Here is a 23,690-nt window from a genome sequence, read left to right as displayed (position 1 = left end):
TGCTTTCCTTTCGGCAGGCGAGCACGTTCATGACCCGGGCAGGGCCGCGGCAGCGGCAGCGACGGTGGAATGGATCGGGATCGGGACGTCACCGTGCTCGGCCGAGCCGAGCGCGTCACCGAACTGGGCTATCGGGCGCGCGATCGCGAACCCGATACGCCGGGCCGCCAGCGCGTCACGCAACGCGAGCAGCATCGCCGCGGCAGTCACGTCGATCGACGGCGAGGTCTCGGCGTCGAGAACGACCATGCGAGTGCGGTCGGTGCACAGCCCTTCGATCTGGTCCTTCACATAGTCGGAGTTGGCGAAGAACAATCCCGATTCGACCCGTACGACCAGCAGATCGGGGCGCGTCGCCGCGTCCGGGTGCCGCTCGGCGGCGACCCACAACGATCCTTCCTTGCCGAGCCTGGCCACCTGCGGTTGCGAGGCCCGGTACACCAGCAGCAACATCGCCACACCGATGCCGATCAGCAGACCTGGCAGCGTGTCGAAGAACAGCACACCCAGCATCGCAGCCATCGCGGCCAGGAAATCCGCGCGCGCCGCTTTGCCGTAGATGCTGCCGAGCAGGTGCGTCCAGACGCGGTAGAGGCGGCGCAGGGCGGCGATGTCGACCAGCTCGATGACGGCCGCGATCACGATGGCCGCCAATGTCGCATCCGGCAACTTCTCGAACAGCCCGGTCAGAAACAGCAATGTGATCAGGGTGAGGCAGGCGACAATAAGCCCGCTGAGCTGGGTCTTCGCCCCGGCGCCACCATTGACGGCGGTTTTGGACAAACTGCCGTTGACGACCATCCCCGAGCTGAACCCCGCGCCGAGATTGGCCGCACCGAGGCCGAGCAGTTCCCGGTTCGGGTCGATGGCGTACCCGGCCCTGGCCGCATAGGTTTTCGCCGCGCCGAGGCCCTCGGCGAAGCCGATCAACAACACCCCGACCGCTGGTCCCAGCAGGTCGAGGTAGTCGCGAAAGGACACGCCCGACGGCAGCCCGAGGGCGGGTAGTCCTGAGTCGATATGGCCAACTATCGCGACGTTCTTCTCGTCGAGTCCGAACACCACCACAGCGACCGTGCCGAACGCCACGGCGACCAGCGCACCGGGGATGAACGGCAGCCAGCGGCGCAGCGCGAGCACCAGCGCCAGGCTGATCAGACCGATCGCCAGAGTGCGCCAGTGGGTGTGGCCCAACTCGGTGATGATGCCCCACGTCTGCTCGAAGAAGTTGCCTTCGTGTTTGTCGATACCGAGCAGCTTGGGCACCTGCCCGATGATGATGATCAGGGCGAGGCCGACGATGAAGCCTTTGAGTACCGGTTCGGAGATGAACGCGGCGATGAAGCCGAGCCGGATGAGACCGGCGAGCAGACCGACGATGCCGGTCGCGATGGCCAACGCTGTCGACAACACGAGGTAGCGGCCGTTGTCAGCACCCGCGATCGGGGCGATGATCGCCGCTGACAGGGCTGCTGTCGCCGACATCGGGCCGACTATCAGATGCCGCGAACTGCCGACCAGCGCGTAGAGGACCAGCGACGGGACCGCCGCGTACAGGCCGACAACCGGCGCCACCCCCGCGATCGTCGCGTAGGCCAATGCTTCGGGCACCATGACCGCCCATACGGTGAGGCCGGCGATCACATCGGGCCGCAACCACGCCCGCCGGTAGCCGTGCAGTGACTCGAACACCGGTATCGACAGCGCCACGATTCCTCCTCTTACCGCAACCCACCGATGCCTTTGCCGACAACAACGGCGCCCATGATCAGCAGCACGATCGCCATCACCGCATGATTGTTGAGCTGCAACCACTGCCGAAGACTGTCGAGCAGCAGACCGAGTCGGGCGGCTGCGAGCCCGCAGCGAACCCCTTGGCGGCGCCGCCTGCGTTCTCGGACAGGATCATCAGAATGGTCGCGATGATCGGCACGGGCGACAGCGCGACACCCACAGCTAGCGGCAAAAGGCCGCCGATTACTGAGCCCATGCCATGACGCTAGGCGGGCCGTTCGCAGGACGCCTCACACCTTCCGGGTGAACTATGCACCCGGCTTCATGCGGTCGATTTCATCCGTAACGGGCGAGGTCAACGGCGGTCGGCGACCGTATTGTCGGACAACCGAGCCGTGTGCCCATCCGACGAACGGCGCGACGATTGGAGTGCCGTGGCTGCGCATACCTCGCCGGTTGATACGGATACGGTGCCCGCCTGGTCCATACCGCGCGGCCTGATCGTCCTCTTGGCGATCGCCGCGACGATCGTGGCCATCGCCGGGATGAAGGCGTTCGCCGGGATCCTCGGGCCGACCTTTCTGGCTCTCACACTGACACTCGCGGTACAGCCGGTGCGCCAATTCGCCGTGCGCCGCGGCTGGCCCGCATGGTTGGCGATGATCACCGCGTTCACGGCGGTCGTCGCCATCTTGCTCGCCCTGGCAGGCGCGCTCGCGCTGTCGATCGCGCAGCTCGCCACACAACTTCCGCAATACACCGAACGACTGAACAATCTGCTCGACAATCTGCGCCGTTGGCTTGCCGACGCCGGAGTCGGGCCCGACCAGGTCCAGAAGGCACTACATAGCTTGGACATGGGCAAACTCGTCAGTTTGCTCGACGACATCCTCCTGGGTGTCCTCGGGTTGTTCTCCAATCTCGTCTTCGTGGTCGCGCTCCTGCTGTTCATGGCGATCGATGCGATGAGCATCGGTCAGCGCATCGCCGTGGTCGCCGCGGAAAGGCCCGGTATCGGACAGGCCTTGATCGGCTTCGTCCAGGGCACACGCAAATATCTGCTGGTTTCCACCGTTTTCGGCGCGATTGTCGCCGTCATCGACGGTGGGGCGCTGTGGCTGCTCGGAGTGCCGCTGCCCGTGTTGTGGGCACTGCTGTCGTTCATCACCAACTACATCCCCAATATCGGGTTCGTCATCGGCGTGATCCCGCCCGCGCTACTGGCGCTGCTCGACAGCGGACCGACTCTGATGATCTGGGTGATAGTGATCTACAGCGTGATCAACTTCGTGATCCAGTCGATCATCCAGCCCAAGTTCGTCGGCGACGCAGTGGGATTGAGTGTGACGCTGACGTTCTTGTCACTCGTCTTCTGGGCATGGGTACTCGGCCCGCTCGGTGCGGTGCTGGCAATCCCGTTGACTCTGCTGGTCAAGGCATTGCTGCTCGATATCGACCCGTCCACCCGCTGGGCCGATGTCCTGATCGGCGGTGCGATGCCCGAATCCGAGAAGAACGCAGCCGACAAGCCCGCGCCTGACTCGCCTTCCTCGCACACCTCAGCAAGGCCTTCGCCATGAAAGAGTCTCTCAGTTCACCCATAACGGGGGATCCGGACCATCACCGACAGCCATACCGTCGAGGCATGACCAGTACTTCACATCCCGTCCGCCAGGGACTCGCCGCGGGCGTCACCATGCTCGCGGCGATCATGCTCCTGGTGTCGGGCACACTGAACATCCTGCGCGGCATAGCTGGCATCACCAAAGATGAAATATTCCTGATCCCCAGCGACTACACCTACGCATTCGACGTCAGCACTTGGGGGTGGATCAGCCTCGTGCTCGGCGTGCTGCTCGTCGCTGTCGCCATCGGAATGATGGTGACCGCGACCTGGGCCCGGGTCTTCGCCTACTGCCTGGCCGCCCTGTCGATCATCGCCAACTTCCTGTCCCTGCCCTACTACCCATGGTGGTCAGTGACGATCATCGTCATCGACCTGATCGTCATCTGGGCTATTTCCACCTGGCACCCCCACCCGGGTTTGAGCGTCGAAGCGTAGACCTCTCGCGCTGTTCGCACTTGACGACGCCATCAACCGAAAGCTCTCCCATGTGAGTACCTGGAGTTACCCATGTACTCCGAAACCAGTTGTCCCGACATGCCCCTCCGGCAGCAGGTTTCGGTCGTTCAGCTGGACCGAGCCTTGACCACGTAAGGCGCTACGCTGCCCAGCTTTTCGCAGGTCTCCTCGAACTCACGCTCGGGGCGCGACTGGCCGACGATCCCCGCGCCGGCGCGCAACCACGCACCTTCACCGGTCTGATAGATCGCCCGCAGCACCAGCGTCGCCTCGAGCGCACCGGTCGGCGAAACACACACCACCGCACCCGAATACAGCCCGCGCGGATCGTGGTCATTGCGGAACACCGAGTCGACGCCCGCGCGCTTGGGGATGCCGGAAGCGGTCACCGACGGGAACAGCACCTCGAGCGCGTCCCATGCGGTGCGGTCGGCGGCCAGTGTGCCGCGCACCGTGGATGCCAGGTGCTGCACGCTGCCGCGCTCGCGCACCGCCATGAAATCGGAGACCGCGGAGGTGCCCGGCACGGCCACCTCGGCGATCTCGGCGAAGGAGGTCTGCACCGAAATCGCGTGTTCCACGATCTCTTTCGGGTCGGCGAGCAGCTCGGCGCGGGCGGCACCGTCGGCCTCGATACCGAGTCCGAACGCGCGCGTACCGGCCAGCGGTTCGGTGGTGACGATGCGATCGTCGTCGACCGAGGCCACCAGCTCGGGGCTGAACCCGGCCGCTTCGAGCCCACCCAGCCGCAGCAGGAACGAGCGGGCCGGTGTGTTGTTGGCCCGGCCGAGGCGATAGGTCGCCGGCACGTCCACCGCGAACGGCAGCTCGACCTTGCGCGACAGAATCACCTTCTGATAGCTGCCGGACCGGATCTCGGCGACGGCCGTGGCGACTCGTTCCTGGTAGTTCGTCGGGTCGGGCCGCACGTCGATCGGCGTCGCGACCGGCAGGTCGACACCCTGCGAGCCGGCGATCAGATCGTGGATGTCACACGCTTCGTTCGGGGTGGCGCCGCTGATCCGCACGCCGGTGGCGTCGATGCGCACCTCGATCCGCGGAATCATCAGGTGCGCCAACGAGGTCAGCGGATTGAGATAGTGGGTCGCCGCGAGCGAGTAGGCGCAGAATTCGAAGCCGATCCAGCCGTAGGCGTTGCGACCGTCGAGCGGCAGGCCTGCCAGCGCGGCGTCGACGGCGGTGGCCGGGCTCCCGGTCCACGCGCGGGCGGTGGTCTCCTCACCCCACACCGTGCGCAGCTCACCGGCGTCCAGTTCCACGCTGCCGAGCGGATCGGCGGCGAATACCCACGCACCGGGCTGTTCGTACATCACGTACTCGCCGAACCGATCCGAAACGGCCAGGCGTGACATCGCTGCCGCCGGGTCGGTCACATACTCCACCCGTACGGGTTGTTCCGTCGACGACAACGATCCTCCAAGGTAAAGCTGACCTAACTTAGCCTGGTTAGGTTAGCATTACCTCGCCGTTTATCCAGACCCAAGCTGGGTATTCTTCGCCACTCCCGCCCGGCTCCCCCACTCGAGCCCCGTCCTGCCTCCGAGCGCGAGCCGCTCCTGCGCACGCGCCCACGCAACGCGCTGTAACCCAAGTTCGATGCGCCGAGCCAGATCTGCGGCTTGAATGGAGTAATGATCGACAAAGGTGGGCGGCGCGGCCCGCAGGCAGACTCGGTGGTCGCCCTGGTCGACGCGGCCTCCGGCGTCGAACGCGAAGTGATCGGCGACTGGATCGCCCAGGGTGGTCTCGGCAGGGAGATCGACTCGACGGCCCCGGTGACCCAGCTCGACCTCGACGCGAAGGCCATCACCACACGCCTCGTCGGCAGGCACGACGACCCGCTGGTGGTCCCGGTCCGGGTGCTGTGGCTGCCGCCCGAACGCGACGGTGTGCGCCGGGTGACCTTCGCCGACCTGGCGATGCTCACCAATCCACGCAAACCCAACCGGCTCGCGCAGCGCAGGTTGCTGCGCACCGAACCCGACCGCCACCGCGTTCTCGTGGGCGCACCCGCCCGGCTCAGCGCGCTGCGCACCAACAATCCCGAGGCCGCGGCGCTGCTGCGGGCGGGCTCGGCCGACCCGTTCGCGCGCGCGGTGGTGCGCGCCGCGGTGGTCGCGCTCGAACGCGCCGAACGCACCGTGATCGGCGATCGATACAAGGTGCCCCAGCTGGTGGCCGAGGAGATCCTCGACTCCCCCGAATTCCAGCGCAAGCTCGACTACATCGCCGACGAGACCGGCTCCGAACCCGACCAGGTGTATCGCAACGCGGAGAAGGCGCTGCGCGAACTGGTCGCCGCGCAGAGCAGGCTGGTCTCGGACCTGTTCACCCAGGCGATGCGCCCGGTGCACGCCTCGACCTGGAAGGTCGACACCGATCTGCGCGGCCTCGACGCGCTGCGCAAACTCAACCGCAAGCACCCGCTGGTGTTCCTGCCCTCGCACCGCTCCTATGTGGACGCGTTCGTCCTCGGTGACGTGCTGGCGCGCAATGACTTTCCGCCCAATCACGTGATCGGCGGCGCGAACCTCAACTTCTGGCCGATGGGACCGATCGCGCGGCGCACCGGAACGGTCTTCATCCGGCGCAGCTTCGGCGACGACGAGGTCTACAAGGCAGTGGTCGAGGAATACTTCGCCTACCTGCTGGCCAAGCGCTTCAATATGGAGTGGTACTTCGAGGGCGGCCGCACCAGGACCGGCAAGCTGCGCCCGCCGCGCTACGGGCTCCTCAATTACCTTGCCGCCGCGGTCCGGTCGCGTCGCGTCGACGATGTGATGCTCGTGCCGGTCTCGATCACCTATGAGCGACTCAACGAGCTCGGCGCGATCGCCAGCGAACAGGCCGGCGGCACCAAGAAGGCCGAGGGTATCGGCTGGCTCGCGAAATATGTTCGTCTGCAGCAGCATTCGGCCGGTCGCGTGTATGTGCGGTTCGGCGAACCGATTTCGGCCCGTGAGCGGCTCGGGGTGCACGGTGATCCGCTGGACCTGCGGCCGGTGACCATCCCACTGCGTGACACCGAGACCGGGTCGGCCAGCTCTCCCGACGAGACCGATCTCGCCGCCGCCGAGCACAAAGCCGTGCAGCGCTTGGCCTTCGACGTCGCAGTCGGCATCAACGAGGTCACCCCGATCACCGTCAACGCGCTGGTCACCCTGGCCCTGCTCGGTGTGCACGAGCGCGCGCTCACCCTCGGCCAGGTGCGCACGGTGCTCGACCCGGTGCTCGGCTATATCGCCGGTCGCGGACTGCCCAGCGGCGAGCTCACCACGCTGCGCGATGAGCAGGGCCTGCGGGTGGTGCTCGAGCAGCTCGCGCTGGCGGGGGTGGTCACCGTGTATCGCGGTGGGCTGGAACCGGTGTACGCGATCGAACCCGGCGCGCATCTCGAGGCGGCGTTCTACCGCAACAGCGCGGTGCACTGGTTCGTCAACCGCGCCATTCTCGAGCTGGCGGCCCTCACCGCGGTGGAGCAGCCGGGTGAGGACCCACTGCGTTCGGCATGGCGGGCGGCGTTCGCGCTGCGCGACCTGCTCAAGTTCGAATTCTTCTTCCCGGAACGGCAGGAGTTCGCCGATCAGATCATCGAGGAGGTGCGTCTCATCGTGCCCGAATGGGACGAGCACACGCCCGATGACCGACTCGATCGCCAATTCCTCACCGCCGTCACCGAATCCGGGTTCGTGATGGCGCACCGCGTGCTGCGGTCGTTCTTCGACGCGCAGCTGGTGGTGGCCGAGCGGCTGGTTGCCCGGCCCGCCGACGCGACGATCGATCGCAAGGAATTCATCGACGAATGCGTGGCGGTCGGCAAACAGATGCTGTTGCAGCAGCGGTTGCACAGTCCGGAATCGGTGTCGTCGGAATTGTTCACCAGCGCCTGGAAACTGGCCGACAACCACGGCCTCATCGCGCCCGCGGCCGAGGGCGCCGAGGCCGAATTGAAGGACAAGCGGCAGGAATTCGCCGATCAGCTGCGCGATCTCGGCGACCGCATCGCGCGGGCGGCCTCGCTCGATCCGTCGAACAGGAACACCAACTGATGAGCACACTCGCCGAAGCCGTTGCCGCGATCCGGTCGGGCCCGCAAGGTGCGCAGGTCGCCGCGGTGTTCGATTTCGGTGGCACCGTTGTCGACGGCCTGCCCCGACGTAGCCTGGCGCGCAAGATATTCCGGCGCGGCGACGATCGTCTGGCCACCCTCCTCGGCGGTATCCAGCGCGGCGGTAGCGACGGCGACTACGGCCGCTTCCTCCAAGCCGTCGAGCGAACATGGGCGGGCGCGTCGGAGGCCGACCTCGAGCAACTGGGCCGCACGGCATTCAGCAAAGAGATTTACGGGCGGCTGTTTCCCGAAGCGTGGCACCTCGTGCGTGCGCATCAATTGGCCGGTCACACAGTGATATTGGTCAGCGAGCTGTCACGATTCCAGGTGCAGCCCGTCGCCGAGCGGCTGGGCATCGACAACGTGCTGTGCACCCAACTCGCCGTCGACGACGGGGCACTGACGGGACATACCGAGGGCGCGCCGCTGTGGCGCACCGGAAAGTCGGCGGCAGTCACCGAATTCGCCGCCGGGCGCGAGATCGGCTATGTCTACGCCGACAGCGTGTCCGACCTGCCCCTCCTCGAACTCGCCGAGCGGCCGACTGTCATCGACCCCGACCCAGCCTTGGCCGCGATCGCCACGGCCAACGACTGGCCCACCCTGACTTTCCGCCTGCGCCGAGCCCCACGCCCCATCGACTACCTGCGCACCATCGCCGGATTCGCCGGACTCATCGGCGGCGCGCTGGTCGGCGTACTGCGCAAGTCCTATACCGGAAAGCGTCAGACGATGGCCGACGCACTGATGCACGACGCCACCACCGCCACCCTGCGCGCCATCGACGTACAACTGCGCGTGGTCGGCATCGAGAATGCCCGCGCGCCACGGCCCGCGGTATTCCTGTTCAACCACCAGAGCCAGTTCGACGTCATCATCGTCCCGAAGGTCCTCGACGGCGCGGTCACCGGCATCGGCAAGAAGGAACTCGCCAACCACCCCCTGTTCGGTCCGCTGATGCGATTCGTCGGCGTCACCTTCATCGACCGCACCAACACCGAGGCGGCGAAAGCCGCACTCGCCCCGGTGGTTTCGACCCTGCGCGACGGACTGTCCATCGCTGTCGCACCCGAGGGCACCCGCTCGTACACCCCGCATGTCGGTCCGTTCAAGAAGGGCGCCTTCCACATCGCCATCCAGGCGGGCGTGCCGGTGATCCCGATCGTGCTGCGCAACGCGGGCGAAATCGCCTGGCGGGATTCACCTATCGCCCGCTCCGGCATCGTCGATGTCGCGGTGCTGTCGCCGATCGACGTCTCCGGCTGGGACCCCGCCGACATGGACGACGAGGTGGAGCGCGTCCGGCAGCTGTTCGAGAACACCCTGCTGAACTGGCCGGAACCCGACTGAGGACCGGCCGGGCGCGGTGGCGCACCCGGCCGGACTGCCTCAGTTCTCGAACAACTGCTGCCCGAGATAGTTCCCGGCAGCGGGAACGCCGGGCGGAACCGCGAACACCGCCGAACCGACGGGTGTCGTCCATTCGTTCAGCGCGTCGAACTCCGCCAGTCGCCGCTGCACCGGCAGGAACTGGGCGTCGACATCGCGCTGATAGGCCACGAACAGGAGGCCGGAATTCGACAGCTGCCCCGGCGCGGGCGCCTCGTCGTAGTTGAAACCGCGCCGCAGGAACCGTTCGCCGTCGTGGGTGTGCCTGGCGCGGGCGACGTGCGACGACGGCGGGATGACCGGGATGCCGTTGCGGTCGACCGCCGTCAGGTCGGGCTCGTCGTGCTCGGCGGTGCCGGTGAGCGGCGCACCGGTGGTGACCTTTCTGCCGACGGTCAGTTCGCGGCCGTCGGCGTCGAGTTCGTCCCAGGTGTCGAGGTCCATGGCGATGCGGCGCAACACCAGCGAGGTGCCACCCCTCAGCCACGGCGCCGACGTGCCGTCGTCCCACACCAGGCGATCGAAGTCGACCGTGCGCGGGGCGATATTGACGGTGCCGTCGACCTGGCCCATGAGGTTGCGCATGGTCTGGCCACGCGGTGCGTCCCGGAAGCCGCGCTGCACCCAGCGCACCGTCACCAGCGACTGCACATGCTTGGACAGCACCCGCACCGCGTGCGCGACCGTGGTCGCCTCCTCGGCGCAGACCTGGAGTACCAGGTCGGCGCCGGTGTAGGCAGGCTCGAGCCGGTCGATGGGCAACGGTGGCAGCTGCCGCAACCAGCTCGGTCGTCGCGCGGTCAGACCGGCGACGGTGAACAGCTCAGGGCCGAAACCGGCCGTGATCGTCAGGCGGGCAGGCCTGGCCGCGAGTTCCGGTTCGGTGTCGGCGAGCGCGGGCAGGCCCTGGGTGAGCCGCGACGCGTCGTCGGTCCAGATCCGGAGCAGGCCGATGACGTCTTCGCGTCCGACGCCGGGCGCGAGATCGAAACCGGCGAAGGCGACATGACCGGGTGGCGTCGTCTCGATGCCTGCCTGGTGCGTGCCGTAGAACGGCACGGTGTCGAGCGCGGCGTCTCGTTCCCGTTCCTGTTCAGGGAGACCGGCCGCACCCCAACCGATTCCGGCCGCACCGACGACACCCGCCGCCACCGCTCCCCCGCCGAGCAACCGGCGGCGGGAGAGCCCGGAACGCGGATCAGCCACCGTGGGTCGGGTTCTCGGCACCCGGCGCGTAGTGCTCGTTGCCGCCGGCGAAATCGCGCACCTGGGCGCTGACCACGGTGCTCGAGCCGTCGGAGAAGGTCAGGGTGAGCGAGGTTTGCGCGCCGGTGCGCAGTGGCTGCTTCAGGTCCATGAACATCAGATGCTCGGCGCCGGGCTTCAGTGTCACTTCGCCGTGCGCGGGGATGGTGATGCCGCCTTCCTTGGGGCGCATGGTCTTGGCCCCGGTGCTGTCGGGCACGACCTCGTGGATCTCGACCCGGTCCGAGGCCGGGCTGGTCGCGGCGACCAGCGTCACCGGCGCGTCGCCGGTGTTGCGCAGGTTGCCGAAGGCCGCGGACATGCCGGAGTCGGCGGCCTTGATCCACTGGTCGCTCATGCTGATCCGGTCACCCGCCGACGCGGGGGTCGTCTCAGAATTCGAGCAGGCGGTGGCGAACACGGCGAGTACGGACAGTGCGGTCGCGGCCCCGAGCCGGCGGGCGGCACGAGGAGTACGCAGATGGGTACGGGCATACGAGGACATGGAGAACTCCGATCATCGGGTGAGGTGAAGCCCGGACCGGCAGGTGCGCATGGCGAATCAGCCACCGGGGCAGTGGAATTCGGCGGCTACGCCGGAACGGGGTGAACGACGGTGCTACCCACCCGAGGCGGACCGCGCAGACTGATACCGGGTCGAAGCAGGAGCTGGCGCAGGACCGCTCGCTCGTCGGCGCGCGGCAGCCGAACCGGACGCGCGGCCTGGCACGGGACCCCCGCCAGCACCACGGCCAGCCGTCGCACGCTGGTGATCGCCCGGCGCACACCGACTTCGGCGGCGCGGATCGCGATCGCGCCCGTCGGGATCGCCACCAGGTGGGCGAGCAGCATCGCGGCGGAGGCAGTGTGGTGGTGCTGCGTATGTCCCAGCGCGAGCGCGGTGTGCCCGACGCCCTGTCCGATGGCGAGCACCACCATGGTCGACACCGCGCTGTTCCCCCGTGGCAGTGCGGTGACGACGACACCGATCAGGGCGCACGCGGCGAACAACAGCGTCAGGGCGGATCCGGCGGGAACGGCGGTGGCACCACCGAGTCCGTGCGCCAGCACCGCGACGGCGCCGGACGCGGAACCCACTGCCGCGCCGCGTAAGCGCGCGGTGTGATCCGTCGGAGAGCCCACGCCGCCATGCTACGACCACCTGTCGTAGGTATCGGGTTCCGGCCCTATGACCAGGGTCTCAACGATGTGGCGCAACCGAATTCGATCGAGGGCTTGACATCAACATTGGTTTAGGTTCGATGCTTGTCTCACCACCGAATGAGGGAGAACATCATGACCACCACCACCGCCCCCGCCACCTACACCGTCCCCGCACTGAACCGGCCCGTCGCCGTGCTGGGCGCCGCGGTCGCCGCCGTCGTCCTGAATCTGATCGTCTGGGTCATCGGCGCCGCCGCGGGCGGGTCGTTCACGGTCACAATGGAAGGCAAGGTCGAATCCGTCGCGCCCGGCGGTGTGATCCTGATGTCGACCGTGCCGCTGCTGATCGGACTGACTGTCGCCGTGCTGGTGTCGTACCTGTGGACCGGCGTGCTGCGGACCGCCGCGGTGGTCGGCTCGCTGCTGTCGATCGCGACCATCGCGATGACCGTCGACGCCGACTTCGACGCCGCCTCGACCGTCGCCCTTTCGGTGATGCATGTGGTGCTGGTGCCGGTCATGGTGATCGCGCTGGAAGGTGTGCGCCGCAGCATCACCGCGAAGTGACTCGAAACCACAGCGAAAGGCCCCGCCGAAACTCCGGCGGGGCCTTTCGCGTGTCGAGTTCTAGACCGAGCGGCCGAACAGCAGCTTCCACGGCATGAGCGCCGACTCGAGCTGCACCTTCAGGCTCATCTTCGACGCACCGATGGTGCGCTCCTCGAAGCGGATCGGCACCTCGGCGATCGTGTAGCCCTTCTTGATCGCGCGGTAGTTCATCTCGACCTGGAACGAATAGCCGTTGCTGCGGATCGAGGCCACGTCGATCGCGCGCAGGGTATCGGCCTTCCAGGCCTTGAAACCGGCGGTCGCGTCCTTCACGCCGAGGCGCAGGATCAGGTTCACGTAGAAGTTGGCCCAGGCCGACAGCGCCTTGCGGTACCACTTCCATTCCGCGGCGGTCGAACCACCGGGCACGTAGCGCGACCCGAGCGCTACGCCGACATCGTCGGAGCTCAGCTTCTCGAGCATCGACGGGATCACCTCGGCGGGGTGCGACAGATCGGCGTCCATCTGGATCACCACGTCGGCACCCTCGTCGAGCGCCGCGGTGATGCCCGCGATGTAGGCGCGGCCGAGGCCGTCCTTCTCGGTGCGGTGCAGCACACTCACCACATTCGGCAGCTCAGCTGCCAGTTTGTCGGCGACGTCACCCGTGCCGTCGGGTGAATTGTCGTCTACCACCAGCACGTGCAGATCCGACACCGGCAGAGCCGTCAGCCGCTCTACCGCCACCGGCAGATTTTCCCGCTCGTTGTAGGTCGGCACAACAACGGTAACCCTCAAGGGTCGCCCTCCCTGCTCACCTGGATTGCCCCGCGGCCCAGGATGCGGGCACGGGGCATGTCATCGATTCGTTATGACGGTACTCGATGGTGCTGACGCTTTCCTGAGTGGCCGTGCGGGCGCTCACCACAATCGGCCCGCGTGGACAAGAGCGTCGATGACCAATCCGATGCCGAACACGACGAAAAGCACTCTGATCGCCGGTGGCCCGAAGCGGGTGATGCCCCGCACGAGCACGCGGTAGACCCGCCGTGCGCGTGGCGTTCGCCGCAGCGCCAATGCCAGCACGACCAGCGGCAGGACCAGGGCGATCGCGCAGTAGGCCGCCACGATCAGTGGCCACACCAGGGGCAGTGGGCGCTGGGCCGACAGCAGCGCGAGTGCCGCGAGGTACGGCACCGAGGTCGGCACCTTCGCCAGACCGAGAGTGAATCCGATCACGCCCATCAGCCACGGGTACTTGCGCACCGGCTCGACCCAGCGGCCCCCGGTGGACGCGGTGGTGTTCACCGGGAGCGCGGCCACCGCGATCAGCACCAGGCCGATCACCAGCTCACCCCAGTAGCGCAGCGCGGGCGTCAGCTCGAAGTCGAGGAGCCGGACCAGGAAGTCGATGCCGAGCACGGCGCACACACCGAAGGCCACCGAGACCGCGAAAACGCCGCCGAGAAAGCTGAGCACCCCCGTCATCGGCGAGCGCCGGGTCAGCCTGGCGTCGGCGACCACGGCCGTGGTGATCGCCACCAGCAGCACGTCGAGCGCGTCGAGCAGGGCGAACCCGAGCAGTGCGATCAGCAGAACGGCCATAACGTGGCTGACCCTACTCGCCGGTTAAGTTCGATCGCCGACCCGTCAGTCACACCAGTACCACGGTCGCCTCGCGGTGAAAGTCCGTGACCTGCGTAGTCTCGAGATCGATCCGTCCATCTGGACTGGACTCCCCCGTAAACGGCGCTCGGTGGTTACGCTTTTCAGCACCGGCCGTGCCGGGATCCGCGATCGTGAAGGGGCAGACATCGTGGCAGAAATGTCCTTCGACCCGTCAGCGCTCGACGCTTATCAGCGTGCGGCAGCTCGGGTTTCCGAACTTCTTGGCACAGCGGCCAACGATACGACGACCGCGGCCGGGGTCGACCTGTCCGGGCTCGGCGTGCTCGGGCGTGAATTCGCCGCCGCCTGGACACAGGCCGCGGGCGAGCACGCGTCGACACTGAGTACCGCGGGCAATCTGGTCACCGCCTATCAGGACATCTTGAATCGCTTCGGCGCCACCGTGACCGGGATCGATACCGGGCTGGCAGGCGATCTGCGGGTAGCCGAGGGTGAGGTGGCGTGATGCGTTCCAAGTCGCTGGTTACCGAGACCACCTTGAGCACGATCACGCCCGCCGAGGCCGAGGCGAAGATCGCGCCGGTGATCGCGCTGCTCGAAGTGCCGTTGCTCGAGTTGCGTAGCTCGTTGGGCAGTAATACTTCCGCCGATCCCGATGCCTCGGTGGTCGCCGCGCTGACTTCGGCGTCGGCCGCGACCACGGCTACCGAGGACCCGCATCGGCTCGGGCTGTACGCGCTCGAGTCGACCGAGACCGCGGCGCCCGCGACACCAGCGCTGCGGCAGACCGCCACCGAGGTCTCGGCCGCGGCCGATCGCGGGACCAGATTGAGTTCCCTGCTCGGGCAGGCGTATTCGACCCAGTCGACCGCGGCCGCCAAGGTCGATGCGATCATCGCGGACTTCCGGGCCAAGGCGAAGAAGGCCGCGCCCGCGGTGAACGGGAACAACCTCGACGCCATCGTCGAACTCGCCGAAGAGGCCATTTCGGAAGCGGTCGGGGTGGTGGGTAATGCCAGCACCGAGATGGACCAGTACACCCGGAACACCCGGGGGCTCACCAGCGATCTCGGCGGGACCAATGGGGTGACCGTGCCCACCGGCGCGACGGAGGTGGCGCCCGGGGTCTATGTTCTCGGCACCGGCGGATCCGATACGTCGTCGTGGGACGACTCGTCGTGGGATGACGACGACGACAACATCGATCCGGAGACAGCGGCGCAGATCGCGTTGCAAGAGGCCCTGATCGACGGTGGGGTGTCACTGGGAACCGCGGCGATCGATGCCGGTGTCACCTTCGGTACACATCTGATCGACAAGATCGCCGAAGTCGCGATGCACGGGCTCGACAAGGGTTCGGAGTTGGCGACGACCGGGATCGACACGCTCGCCGCGAATGCCGCCGGAACCGAGGGCGGCACGTCCACCGCACCCGCGGGCACCACGCCCACCGCACCGTCGACCAACGGCGGTGGGACCGGCACGAACACACTGTTCGGCGGATTGGGTGGCGGCACAAGCACCGGCGGCGGTACCAACACGGGCGCCGGGGCGAACAACGACAGTGGTGCTTCGGCGAAGCCGGAAACTCCCGCGCCTGCTGCGCCGTTCCAGTCGAATCAGGCGCCGAAAACCGAACAGCCCCAGCAGACTCCGAGCACCCCCGCGCCCGCTCAGCAGCCGATGCAAGGCGGCGTGGTGCCGCCTGCCGCTCGCCCGCAGCAGGACCAGGAGACCGAAAAGCCTTCCGCCGCACCAAGACACGGTCAACCGGGAGTCGTCCCGGCGCCGGCGTAGGACACCCGCATGGACAATCCGTTCGGTGCCTACTTCGCATCGCCGGACGCCACGCCGCCCGGCCGCCGTCGCCCGCAGGGTAAACGGCGGCGCAGGCGACGGCGCGAGGCCGAGCCGCAGACCATCGGCACGAACCCGGAGATCTGGCCGCCGCCGGACCCGGAACCGTTCGACGACGGCCCGTTCCAGCCCGCACCCGTCGAACCGGTGTATCGAAACCCTGCCGACGACGACGGTTTCACCGGCGACTGGAACGACTGGAACGACGGCGACCTGCCGGTCGAGGCGAAGCGCGGTGACGATGTCGACTGGAACGACTGGGCCACCACCACCGCGACCGAGCAGAGCGGCGACCACGTCGAGATTCCAGTGTTGCCGCGCCTCAAGGACTTCGGCGGCGGCGGCCAGATCGCGCGGCGCCCACGCAAGAATTTCAACGACGAACGCTATGACGAAAGCGGTGGCAAGGTGAAGGCCGCGGCCGCGATCAAAGGCATTGTCGGCGCGGTGGTATTCGTCGTCCTTCTCGGCTTGGCCGCCACCATCTTCCTCGGCCCCGCCGACAAACCGACCACCACGACCCAAGCCGCCGTCTCCGGCACGCGGGCAACGACTTCCACCGTGGTGCCCCCACTTCCCGCGCACGCCCTGTCCGGCTGCGAGTCCTTCCGCGCCCCGTCGATCACCATCAGCGCCGAACGCGGCGACACCGCCAGCCCCGAGGGCGCCATCCTCGGCTTCGAATACAGCTACTACGTCGACCGCGACGCCGCCAAGGCCCGCTCCTTCGTCACCGACAACGCCCACGTGGGCGACGCGTCCGCCCTGGCCGCGGGCATCGGCTCGCTCCCCCTCGATGTCAAGTACTGCGTCCACATCACCAAGGCCGACGCCGCCGACCCCACGCTGTGGAACGTCACCATCCACCAGAAATGGCCCGGCGACGCCACCACCGAGAAGATCGACCAGATCATGCGCACCACCGAGGTAGCCCCCGGCCGCCACCGCATCACCAGCATCGACCACCGCATCTGACCTGCGGACCCAGCCCTCCTAGTACGCGAAAGTCCCCCGCACCGGAATCGGTGTGGGGGACTTTTGTCGTGTTGCGACCCTGACGGGACTCGAACCCGCGACCTCCGCCGTGACAGGGCGGCGCGCTAACCAACTGCGCTACAGGGCCTTGCTTCCTTGCATCGGGGAGCGATATTACCCGGTGGACCCCCGTTTCGGTAACCGAACAGGTCAGGCAGTGAATCAGTTGTTGACATTGACGTCAACGTCAACAACACTTGTGACGGTGACCACAAGCGAGGCGCAGGAGCGGGCACGGTCGGCGCGCAAGGACAGCGCGGGGCCGCGGCGGGGCGAATTGCTCGACGCGGCGGCCCAGTGTTTCGCCGAACTCGGGTACGACCACACCTCGGTGGAGACGATCACCACGCGCGCTCGGGTCTCCCGGGCGACGTTCTACGCGTACTTCTTCTCGAAAGACGAGGTGTTCGTGGCGATCACCGAGCGGGTGTGCGCGCAGTTCCTCGACGCGCAACTCGTGGTGGACGTCGAGGTCACCGCGGCGGCCGAGGTGATCGGGGCGACCACACGGGCGTTCACGGAAGCCGTGTTCGCCAACGGCGCGCTGGTGGCGCTGATCGAGCACCGGGCGGGGATCGATCCCGCGATCGGCGCGCAGTGGTCGCGGGTGCGCACTCGCCTGCGCAAGCGGTTCACCGCCTTTCTCGAACGCGACGAGGTGCGCGGCGAGATCGACCCGTGCGCCCCACTGCCGCGGATCGTCGAGACCCTCGCCGACGCGCTGCTGATCGGCGCCTCCCGGCTCGCCGGAGCCGACCACGACCGGCACGAACAGTTCATCACCGACCACATCGCCATCGCCGAACGACTGATCGGCTTCACCAGCTAGACCGAGTACCCGGAACGGATGTGCCCATGACCGTCGAACCAACCACCGTCGCCCCGCCCGCGCTCACCGCGGCGCTGGCGGAGATCCACACCCGGCAGCAGGCTGCCTGGCCCGCACAGGTCCCGCGCACGGTGGAGTATCCGATCGAATCGATGGCCCTGGTCGATTACCTGCGCCACTGGGCGACACGACGACCCGAGACCACCGCGATCGCCTACTACGGCCGCGACCTCAGTTACGCCGAATACGACGAGCTCTCCGACCGTTTCGCCGGTTGGCTGCTCGCGAACGGCGCACAACCAGGCGACCGGATCGGGGTGTATCTGAGCAACTGTCCGCAGTTCCTCGTCGCCATGCTCGGCATCCTGAAGATCGGCGCGGTGCACGTACCGATCAATCCCCTGTTCCGGGCCCACGAACTGCGCCATGAACTCGTCGATGCGGGCGTGACAATCCTGCTCGCCCAGGACAATCTGTCCACGCTGGTCGACGAGGTGCGCGCGGATACGCCGGTGCGACAGGTCGCGTTCACCGCGCTGTCCGACATGTTCATCGACGAACCCGCCGTCGCCGCCCCCTTCGAGACCACCGCGGCCGAGACCGACTGGCAACGGATCGTCGAAAGCCCGCGCGCCCCAGCCCAACCCACCGATCCGGACGCACTGGCCGCGCTGAACTACACCGGCGGAACCACCGGCATGCCGAAGGGCTGCGAGCACACCCAGCGGCACATGGTTTACACCGCGGCGACCGCCACCGTGGGCAACGGCTTGCGGGTGGGCGAACGCCCGCTCGTCGCGCTGAACTTCCTGCCTGTGTTCTGGATCGCGGGCGAGGATTTCGGCATCCTGTTCCCACTGGTCAACGGCGGTACCGCCGTGCTGATGAACCGATGGGAGGCCGAGACCGCGCTGAGTCTGCTCGACCGCTACCGGGTCACCTCGATGATCGGCATGATCGACAACTACGTGGAGATGATGGACCACCCGGCGTTCGACCCCGCCGGAATCACCGCGCTGGAGAACACCACCGGCGTCTCGTTCGTGGTGAAACTCAACGCCGAGATCCGGGCTCGCTGGCGCGCCGCCACCGGACTCACCCTGCGCGAGACCAGCTACGGGATGACCGAGACCCACACCGCCGACACCTTCACCCTCGGCCTGCAGGACGACGACTACGACCTACGCAGCGAGCCGGTGTTCTGCGGCCTGCCAGTCCCCGGCACCGACATCCTGATCGTCGACGAGGTCGGTGCGCCGGTCCCGATGGGCCACGAAGGTCAGATCATCGTGCGCAGCCCTTCGATCCTCACCGGGTACTACGGCAACCCCGAAGCTACCGCGGCGACCGTGCGCGCGGGCTGGTTACAGACCGGCGACGTCGGCAAGCTGAACGAACGTGGCGCCCTGCACTATCTGGCCAGGAACAAGGAGATGATCAAGGTCAACGGCATGAGCGTGTTCCCGTCCGAGGTCGAATCCCTGCTGATGCTGCACTCGCAGGTGCAGACCGTCGGCGTGGTGCCCAAACCCGATCCGCAGCGGGGGCAGGTGCCGCTCGCCTTCGTCCAGCTGATCCCCGAATCATCCATCGCGGCAGCCGAATTGCAAACCTGGGCCCGACAGAACATGGCCGGTTACAAGGTCCCCCAGATCGAGATTCTCGACGCGTTGCCGATGACGGCGACCGGCAAGATCCGCAAGGGCGAGCTGTTCACCATGACCGAGCGCATCGCCGCCACCGAATCCGAGGACATCCAGTGAAGCTGCTGATCGCCAATCGCGGCGAGATCGCCCTGCGGGTGATCCGCACCGCCACCGAACTCGGCATCGACACCGTGGCGGTCTACGCAGGCGACGACGCCGACAACCCCAACGTGCACGCGGCGGGCGAGGCGATCGAGTTGGCGGGCACCGGCGCCACGCCCTATCTCGACCACGCCGCGATCCTGGCCGCCGCCAAGGAATCCGGCGCCGACTACCTCCATCCCGGTTACGGATTCCTCAGCGAGAACCCCGAATTCGCCCGTGCTTGCGCGGCCGACGGCGTCACGTTCGTCGGCCCCGATCCGGCGGTGCTCGACCTGTTCGGTGACAAGTCCTCGGCCCGCGCGACCGCCGTGGCCGCGGGCGTGCCCGTGTTGCCCGCGACCGAGGGGCCGACCACCGCCGAGGAGGTCAACGCGTTCTTCGGCACGCACCACGGCGCGATCATGATCAAGGCGCTGGCCGGTGGCGGCGGCCGTGGCATGCGGGTGGTGCGGACCGCCGAGGAGATCGACGACGCCTACCGGCAATGCGCCGCGGAGGCACAGCTCGGCTTCGGCAATCCCGCGGTCTTCGCCGAGGTGTTGTTCGAGAACGCCCGGCACATCGAAGTGCAGATCATCGCCACGGACGGCACGGCGCTCGCGCTGGGCGACCGCGATTGCAGTGTGCAGCGCAGGCATCAGAAGCTGCTCGAAATTGCACCGGCGCAGGGCCTTTCGGAGGCGCTCCGCAGGGAACTGCACACGGCGGCAGCGCGGCTGTGCGCCCATGTCGGGTATCGCGGACTGGCAACCGTCGAATTCCTGGTCTCCGATACCGAATTCGTGTTCCTCGAGGTCAATCCGCGAATCCAGGTGGAGCACACCGTGACCGAGGAGGTGACCGGCATCGATCTGGTCGCCGTGCAGCTCGCGATCGCCCAGGGTACGCACTTCGCCGACCTGGATCTGCCGAGCGGAATCGTCTCCGACGGCACCGATTCCACCGGCGAACCCGCCGCCGCGGACGGCATCGCGATCCAGGCCAGAGTGAACATGGAGACGATGACGGCCGACGGTTCGGCGGTGCCGACCGCGGGCACGCTGACCACCTTCGCACCGCCGACCGGGCCGGGCGTGCGGGTCGACACGTTCGGCCGCCCCGGGCTGACCCCGAGCCCGCGCTACGACTCGCTACTGGCCAAGGTGATCACCCGTACCCGCGGCCAGTCCTTCCCCGCCGCCGCCCGCAAGACCGCGACAGCGCTCGCCGAGTTCACCGTGACCGGCATCGGTACCAACATCTCGTTCCTGCGAGAGATCCTCGCCGACAGCACCTTCCAGTCCGGCCTTGCCACCACCGGCTTTCTCACCGAGCGACTGACCGACCTGGTCGCGGCGGCACAGACCGATCAGCCCGAGGTCGCGGTCACCGCCGTCGAGCTGTATCCGGGTCAGGAGGCCGTACGCGCCCAGCTCGCGGGCACGGTGGTCGAGGTGATCGACGAGGGTGTCGACATCGGCGCGGGTGGTCAGCTCGTCGTCCTCGAGGCGATGAAGATGCAGCATGTGCTCGCCGCACCGGATGCCGCCAGGACCGTCCGGGTGCTGGTCCGCCCCGGCCAGGTCGTCGCGCCGGGCGACCCACTCGTCATCATCACCCGTACCGGCGCGGACGACACCGGCAGCGCGCACACCGAGCTGGATCCCGACCGCGCCCGCGCCGATGTGGACGAGATCCGCGCCAGGCACCTGGTGACGCTCGACGAATCCCGCCCGGCGGCCGTGGCGAAGCGGCACAAGCTCGGTCGACGCACCGCACGGGAGAACATCACCGACCTGGTCGACGCGGGCAGCTTCGTCGAATACGGCGCGCTCGCCTTCGCCGCGCAACGCACCAGACGCACCGAAGAAGACCTGATCGCCAACACCCCCGCCGACGGCCTGATCACCGGCTTGGCGACCATCGGCGCCGACCACTTCGACAACGCCGAGGCGGTGGTGATCTCCTACGACTACACCGTGCTCGCCGGCACGCAGGGCAAGAACAACCACGCCAAGACCGACCGCGCCTTCGAACTCGCCGAACGCAAGCGGGTTCCAGTGGTGCTGTTCGCCGAGGGCGGCGGCGGCAGGCCGGGCGACACCGACTGGACCGGCATGGGCCTGGACGTGACAACCTTCCGCGCGCTGGGTGCGCTGCGCGGGAAGGTGCCGCTGGTGACGATCGTGTCGGGCCGCTGCTTCGCGGGCAACGCCGCCCTGGCCGGTGCCTGCGACGTGATCATCGCGACGCCCGACGCCAATATCGGCATGGGCGGACCGGCCATGATCGAAGGCGGCGGGCTCGGCGTCTACCGCCCGGAGGACATCGGCCCGATCGACGTGCAACGGCGCAACGGCGTGGTCGACCTGGTCGCCCGCGACGAAGCGCACGCGGTGGCGCTGGCCAAGCAGTACCTGGGTTATTTCCAGGGCCGGGTCGACGATTTCGAAGCACCGGATCCACGCTCGGCTCGACATGTGGTGCCGGAGAACCGGTTACGTGCCTACGACATCCATCGCGCCATCGACGCGATCGTCGACGTCGGCTCGGTGCTCGAGTTGCGGCCCGACTACGGGGTCGGCATCGTCACCGCGCTGGTGCGGGTGCACGGCGAACCGTTCGGCTTGATCGCCAACAGCAGTCATCACCTCGGCGGTGCCATCGACGCCGAGGCCGCCGACAAGATGGGCGAGTTCCTCACCCTGTGCCAATCCTTCGGGCTGCCGGTCGTTTCCCTGTGTGACACGCCGGGTTTCATGGTCGGCCCGGAAGCGGAGAAGACCGCGACGGTGCGCCGGTTCAGCAAGTTGTTCGTGCTCGGCGCCCAACTGAGCGTCCCGTTCGGCACGATCATTTTGCGCAAGGGCTACGGCCTCGGTGCGATGGCGATGACGGCGGGCCATTTCCACGCGCCGAACTTCACCGTCGCCTGGCCCACCGGCGAGATCGGCCCGATGGGGCTGGAGGGCGCCGTTCGCCTCGGCTTCAGCAAAGAGCTCGCCGCCGTGGCGGATCCGGCCGAGCGCGAGACGCTGTTCGGGCAGTTGCTCACCCTGGCCTACCAGCAGGGCAAGGCGCTCACCGCCGCGACGGGTTTCGAACTCGACGACGTGATCGACCCCGCCGACACCCGCACCTGGATCGCCACCCTCGTCAGTAGCCGGGCGCGCGCAGGATCCTGAGCACCAGATCGGCGTTGATGTCGCCGAGTTCCTCCGGGGTGAACTCACCGCCCGGCCGGTACCACCGGCAGATGTCGATCCCCAGCGACATCATCGCCAGCACGGCGACGCGGGGATCGGCGACGGTGAACACGCCGCGCTCGATCCCCGCCCGCACCTCCGCGACCGCGGCCTGCCGAATCCGGCGACGGATCGCCGCGACGAGCTCGTGGTGGCCGGGGGCGAGGTGCCTGCTCTCGTACTGGGCGATCCGCGCCCGCCGGTAGCTGCGCGCGTGCAGGACGCTGAATGCGGTGACCAAGGCCCGTATGCGGTCCACCGGCTCGGCATGGGGCGCGACGGCGGCTTCGATGATGGTGAGGGTGTTCTCGACGGCATGCTCGACCAGCCGGAAGAGCAGATCCTCCTTCGAGGCGAAATGCACATACATCGCCGCCGGGCTCAACCCGGCCGCTGCGGTGATGTCCCTGGTGCGGGTGGCCTCGAAACCCTTGTCGGAGAACAGCACTACCGCGGCGTCGAGCAGGCGCTGCTCGGTGTCGCCCGGCGCGGCGGCCCGGTCTGCCAATGGGTCGTCATCTAGTAGCCCGGTCACCTGATTCCTCTTCACTATGCCTGTGATTGACATTACATCTTCGCGGGCTCACACTGAGCAAGCGCTCACTCACTTGAAGTTGACGTCAACTTCTAATAGATTCAACCCTGCCGATTCACCGAGGAGTCATCGATGATCGAACCCGGCCAGCGGACAGCCATCACCACACCGCCGCCCTTGCCCGACACAGCACCATCGTCGGCCGCCGGCAAACGCGCGCATCGCAAGCTGCTCGCCGCCGGCCTGGTCGGCAGCTCGATCGGGCCTGCTCAGCTACGGCACCGCCGAACTCGGCATGAATCGCAATGCGCTGCTGGCCATCTCGCTGATCTCCTCCGGCCTGCTCACCGCGGTGATCCTGTGGGCAGGAGCCCTGTCGGACCGAATCGGCAGGCGGGGGGTTTCGCTGTTCCTGATGGCCATGGCCTGATCACCGTGTTCAGCGCGTGGAAGCTGCGCGAGACCGACACCCCG

Annotated in this window: 20 protein-coding genes, 1 tRNA gene and 1 pseudogene; 12 read left to right on the top strand and 10 right to left on the bottom strand. The window is 67.5% G+C overall.

Going from position 1 to position 23,690, the window contains the following annotated elements:
* Positions 1-27: 27 nt before the first annotated feature.
* Both ACFXKN_RS19560 and ACFXKN_RS19555 read right to left on the bottom strand, forming a co-directional pair.
* Complete coding sequence (locus tag ACFXKN_RS19560; protein ID WP_379433552.1) at positions 28-1,710, bottom strand: SulP family inorganic anion transporter; 1,683 nt, start codon at positions 1,708-1,710, stop codon at positions 28-30.
* A 148-nt stretch (positions 1,711-1,858) separates the two neighbouring features.
* A pseudogene (locus ACFXKN_RS19555) lies at positions 1,859-1,990 on the bottom strand (GAP family protein); the annotation flags it as partial.
* A 214-nt stretch (positions 1,991-2,204) separates the two neighbouring features.
* Between ACFXKN_RS19555 and ACFXKN_RS19550 the strand changes: the two are divergent.
* Entirely contained in the window at positions 2,205-3,314 is a 1,110-nt protein-coding gene (locus tag ACFXKN_RS19550; protein ID WP_379433551.1) for an AI-2E family transporter, read from the top strand.
* Positions 3,315-3,379: 65 nt separating this feature from the next.
* Positions 3,380-3,796, top strand: a complete 417-nt coding sequence (locus ACFXKN_RS19545; protein WP_378967586.1) for a hypothetical protein — start codon at positions 3,380-3,382, stop codon at positions 3,794-3,796.
* A 128-nt stretch (positions 3,797-3,924) separates the two neighbouring features.
* Here the strand turns inward: ACFXKN_RS19545 and ACFXKN_RS19540 are convergent, their stop codons facing one another.
* Positions 3,925-5,220, bottom strand: coding sequence for a salicylate synthase (locus tag ACFXKN_RS19540; protein WP_379433550.1), 1,296 nt, complete (start codon positions 5,218-5,220; stop codon positions 3,925-3,927).
* Between the two features lie 249 nt (positions 5,221-5,469).
* Between ACFXKN_RS19540 and ACFXKN_RS19535 the strand changes: the two genes are divergently transcribed.
* Positions 5,470-7,887 carry a glycerol-3-phosphate 1-O-acyltransferase gene (locus ACFXKN_RS19535; RefSeq protein WP_379433549.1) on the top strand — a complete coding sequence of 806 codons (2,418 nt, stop codon included), beginning with the start codon at positions 5,470-5,472 and terminating at the stop codon, positions 7,885-7,887.
* Entirely contained in the window at positions 7,887-9,299 is a 1,413-nt protein-coding gene (locus ACFXKN_RS19530) for an HAD-IB family hydrolase (RefSeq protein WP_379433548.1), read from the top strand. Before ACFXKN_RS19535 ends, ACFXKN_RS19530 begins: the two co-directional genes overlap by 1 nt.
* A gap of 39 nt (positions 9,300-9,338) precedes the next feature.
* Here the strand turns inward: ACFXKN_RS19530 and ACFXKN_RS19525 are convergent, their stop codons facing one another.
* The 3 genes from ACFXKN_RS19525 to ACFXKN_RS19515 all read right to left on the bottom strand — a co-directional run bounded on the left by ACFXKN_RS19525 (position 9,339) and on the right by ACFXKN_RS19515 (position 11,726).
* Positions 9,339-10,544, bottom strand: a complete 1,206-nt coding sequence (locus ACFXKN_RS19525; protein ID WP_379433547.1) for a Dyp-type peroxidase — start codon at positions 10,542-10,544, stop codon at positions 9,339-9,341.
* On the bottom strand, positions 10,537-11,088 hold the full coding sequence (locus tag ACFXKN_RS19520; RefSeq protein ID WP_379433546.1) for a copper chaperone PCu(A)C: 552 nt from the start codon (positions 11,086-11,088) through the stop codon (positions 10,537-10,539). The genes ACFXKN_RS19525 and ACFXKN_RS19520 overlap by 8 nt, the downstream gene beginning before the upstream one ends.
* An 86-nt stretch (positions 11,089-11,174) precedes the next feature.
* A complete protein-coding gene (locus ACFXKN_RS19515) occupies positions 11,175-11,726 on the bottom strand; it encodes a hypothetical protein (RefSeq protein ID WP_379433545.1) in 552 nt (183 codons plus the stop codon).
* A gap of 153 nt (positions 11,727-11,879) precedes the next feature.
* Here ACFXKN_RS19515 and ACFXKN_RS19510 point away from each other — a divergent pair, with 153 nt between their 5' ends.
* Positions 11,880-12,314, top strand: a complete 435-nt coding sequence (locus tag ACFXKN_RS19510; RefSeq protein ID WP_379433544.1) for a DUF6069 family protein — start codon at positions 11,880-11,882, stop codon at positions 12,312-12,314.
* Positions 12,315-12,374: 60 nt separating this feature from the next.
* Here the strand turns inward: ACFXKN_RS19510 and ACFXKN_RS19505 are convergent, their stop codons facing one another.
* Both ACFXKN_RS19505 and ACFXKN_RS19500 read right to left on the bottom strand, forming a co-directional pair.
* Complete coding sequence (locus ACFXKN_RS19505) at positions 12,375-13,094, bottom strand: polyprenol monophosphomannose synthase (protein ID WP_378913959.1); 720 nt, start codon at positions 13,092-13,094, stop codon at positions 12,375-12,377.
* A 123-nt stretch (positions 13,095-13,217) separates the two neighbouring features.
* Positions 13,218-13,901 carry a GAP family protein gene (locus tag ACFXKN_RS19500; protein WP_378967518.1) on the bottom strand — a complete coding sequence of 228 codons (684 nt, stop codon included), beginning with the start codon at positions 13,899-13,901 and terminating at the stop codon, positions 13,218-13,220.
* A 211-nt stretch (positions 13,902-14,112) separates the two neighbouring features.
* Here ACFXKN_RS19500 and ACFXKN_RS19495 point away from each other — a divergent pair, with 211 nt between their 5' ends.
* Genes ACFXKN_RS19495 through ACFXKN_RS19485 form a run of 3 tightly spaced genes read left to right on the top strand, consistent with a single transcriptional unit; the run spans position 14,113 to position 16,757 of the window.
* Positions 14,113-14,430 (top strand): hypothetical protein, encoded by a 318-nt coding sequence (locus ACFXKN_RS19495; protein ID WP_379433543.1) that lies wholly within the window; start codon positions 14,113-14,115, stop codon positions 14,428-14,430.
* Positions 14,430-15,722: a hypothetical protein gene (locus tag ACFXKN_RS19490; protein WP_379433542.1), complete on the top strand. Its 1,293-nt coding sequence runs from the start codon at positions 14,430-14,432 to the stop codon at positions 15,720-15,722. Before ACFXKN_RS19495 ends, ACFXKN_RS19490 begins: the two co-directional genes overlap by 1 nt.
* Before the next feature lie 9 nt (positions 15,723-15,731).
* Positions 15,732-16,757 (top strand): hypothetical protein, encoded by a 1,026-nt coding sequence (locus ACFXKN_RS19485; RefSeq protein WP_379433541.1) that lies wholly within the window; start codon positions 15,732-15,734, stop codon positions 16,755-16,757.
* Between the two features lie 74 nt (positions 16,758-16,831).
* Here ACFXKN_RS19485 and ACFXKN_RS19480 read toward each other — a convergent pair.
* Positions 16,832-16,905 (bottom strand) — tRNA-Asp (locus ACFXKN_RS19480).
* A 117-nt stretch (positions 16,906-17,022) separates the two neighbouring features.
* Here ACFXKN_RS19480 and ACFXKN_RS19475 point away from each other — a divergent pair.
* The 3 genes from ACFXKN_RS19475 to ACFXKN_RS19465 are packed head-to-tail and all read left to right on the top strand — an operon-like array spanning position 17,023 to position 22,621.
* On the top strand, positions 17,023-17,646 hold the full coding sequence (locus ACFXKN_RS19475) for a TetR/AcrR family transcriptional regulator (RefSeq protein ID WP_379433540.1): 624 nt from the start codon (positions 17,023-17,025) through the stop codon (positions 17,644-17,646).
* Positions 17,647-17,672: 26 nt separating this feature from the next.
* The gene (locus tag ACFXKN_RS19470; RefSeq protein ID WP_379433539.1) at positions 17,673-19,409 is read left to right on the top strand and encodes an AMP-binding protein; all 1,737 of its coding nucleotides are present in this window, start codon (positions 17,673-17,675) and stop codon (positions 19,407-19,409) included.
* A complete protein-coding gene (locus tag ACFXKN_RS19465) occupies positions 19,406-22,621 on the top strand; it encodes a carboxyl transferase domain-containing protein (RefSeq protein ID WP_379433538.1) in 3,216 nt (1,071 codons plus the stop codon). The genes ACFXKN_RS19470 and ACFXKN_RS19465 overlap by 4 nt, the downstream gene beginning before the upstream one ends.
* Here the strand turns inward: ACFXKN_RS19465 and ACFXKN_RS19460 are convergent.
* Positions 22,593-23,216: a TetR/AcrR family transcriptional regulator gene (locus ACFXKN_RS19460; protein ID WP_379433537.1), complete on the bottom strand. Its 624-nt coding sequence runs from the start codon at positions 23,214-23,216 to the stop codon at positions 22,593-22,595. The genes ACFXKN_RS19465 and ACFXKN_RS19460 overlap by 29 nt on opposite strands.
* Positions 23,217-23,511: 295 nt before the next feature.
* Between ACFXKN_RS19460 and ACFXKN_RS19455 the strand changes: the two genes are divergently transcribed.
* Complete coding sequence (locus ACFXKN_RS19455) at positions 23,512-23,646, top strand: hypothetical protein (RefSeq protein ID WP_378967458.1); 135 nt, start codon at positions 23,512-23,514, stop codon at positions 23,644-23,646.
* The last annotated feature ends 44 nt before the right edge of the window (positions 23,647-23,690 follow it).

It is taken from the genome of Nocardia sp. NPDC059195 (assembly GCF_042754695.1).
Lineage (GTDB): Bacteria > Actinomycetota > Actinomycetes > Mycobacteriales > Mycobacteriaceae > Nocardia.
This window is presented reverse-complemented; position numbering and strand designations above follow the sequence as displayed.